Origin of the sequence: Variovorax sp. M-6, from assembly GCF_052114385.1 — a bacterium.
Classification (GTDB): Bacteria; Pseudomonadota; Gammaproteobacteria; order Burkholderiales; family Burkholderiaceae_C; genus Variovorax.
In genome coordinates this window covers 1-1,365 of the sequence record NZ_JBFREQ010000095.1, presented here as the reverse complement: position 1 = coordinate 1,365, position 1,365 = coordinate 1, and the positions used below count along the sequence as shown (strand labels likewise).

The 1,365-nt window shown below is 65.7% G+C and carries 2 protein-coding genes; one reads left to right on the top strand and one right to left on the bottom strand.

Annotated features, from left to right (window positions below; translation table 11 throughout):
• The coding region (locus AB4Z46_RS35275; protein WP_442288202.1) for an integrase at positions 1-953 on the bottom strand (953 nt) is incomplete at its 3' end.
• A 166-nt stretch (positions 954-1,119) separates the two neighbouring features.
• On the opposite strand from AB4Z46_RS35275, the gene AB4Z46_RS35270 reads away from it, so the two are divergent.
• Positions 1,120-1,365, top strand: a 246-nt coding sequence (locus tag AB4Z46_RS35270) for a DNA-binding protein (RefSeq protein ID WP_442288201.1), incomplete at its 3' end; no start/stop codon positions are given.

The window sequence follows — 1,365 nt, the reverse complement described above, 5'->3', positions numbered from 1 at the left end:
TGCGCCGAGAAATCCTCTCCGACCCCCGCCAGCGCACACCGCGCCTTCACGATGTCCCGCACCGCCGTCCCCGAGAGCCCGTCGGTGCCGAGTTTCCCGTTCTTGAGGATGCGCCGGAAGAGGGGCCCCGAGGTGATCCCGCTGGCCTTGAGCCAGGCGTCCAGGGCCACGGCGGCCGACCCGACCACCGGCTTCACGTCTTCCGGCCGGATCTTTCCGTTGTGGTTCGTCTTCGAACTCGCCAGCGTGTACAGGTAGGCGCCCGCGTCGCCGCGGTGCAGGTTCTCGAAGACTGCCTCTGAAACCTCCGAACGCCGGCGCCCGCCCGAGGCCCAGGCGAAGAGGAGGAGGGCGCGGTCCCGCTTTCCCTTCAGCGAGTCGTCGCAGGTTTCCAGCACCGCCTCCAGCGGCTCCTTGGTCAGCGCGCGCTGCTTGTGGGGCAGGGCGTTGCGCTTCGCGTAGGCCTTTCTTGTCTTGCTCAGCAGCGCCTTGACCGCCGGGTCCACGCACGGATTGGGCTGCTTGGAAAGGTGGTGCGCCATCGAGAGCACGGAGATCCGGTGCATCAGGGTGTTCAGGGCCGGGGCTCCGAGCTTGCCCTTGAAGCCGGCCTCGACCAGCGCCTCGTCGATCGCGGGCGGCAGCTGGTGCGTCAGCCCCCCTTTGTGGCCCGCCTGGGTCGAGCGCTCGGCATGGTCGACGATGAACTGGATCACCACGGGCACCGGCACCGGAAGCGCCATCTGGCGCCCGTACCGCGCGCCGAACCAGGCCGCCCAGTAGCGCATGGCGGCCCGATACGCGAGGCGCGTGTTGTCCGATTCGCCCTCGGCCATCAGGTCGTGCGCGGCCTCCTCGGCCATGTCCGAGAGTTGACTGGGATCGAGCAGCGCGTGGTCGCGCTTCAAGGGCATCAAGGCCTTGGACGACGGCGGTTTGCGAGCGGCATTCATGCGGCATCAACTTCTGCGACATCTTGCCGCAGAACCTCGCATGAGTTTCGAGGCACCGTGATTCTGATCTTTTTCATATGTCTTATGTATGATGTGCTACGTATATGGTACATCACTTCCGATAATGCTTTATTATCGMAAGTAAAAGACTGGAGGCAAAGCAGCCATGRCCCTGAAAMGTTCGAGCGACGACATTCACCCGATCCGCGGCGGCCGCGGAATCCAGGAGGCGCAGGTCTGGGAAGCCGCCGACGTGCTGTTGCAGGAAGGTCTGCGCCCGACCATCGAGCGCGTGCGCCAGAAGATCGGCAGCGGCTCGCCCAACACCGTGAGCCCCATGCTGGAGCGCTGGTTCGCCACGCTCGGCAAGCGCCTGGACAGCCATGGCGCCAACATGGCCGATGGCGAGGCG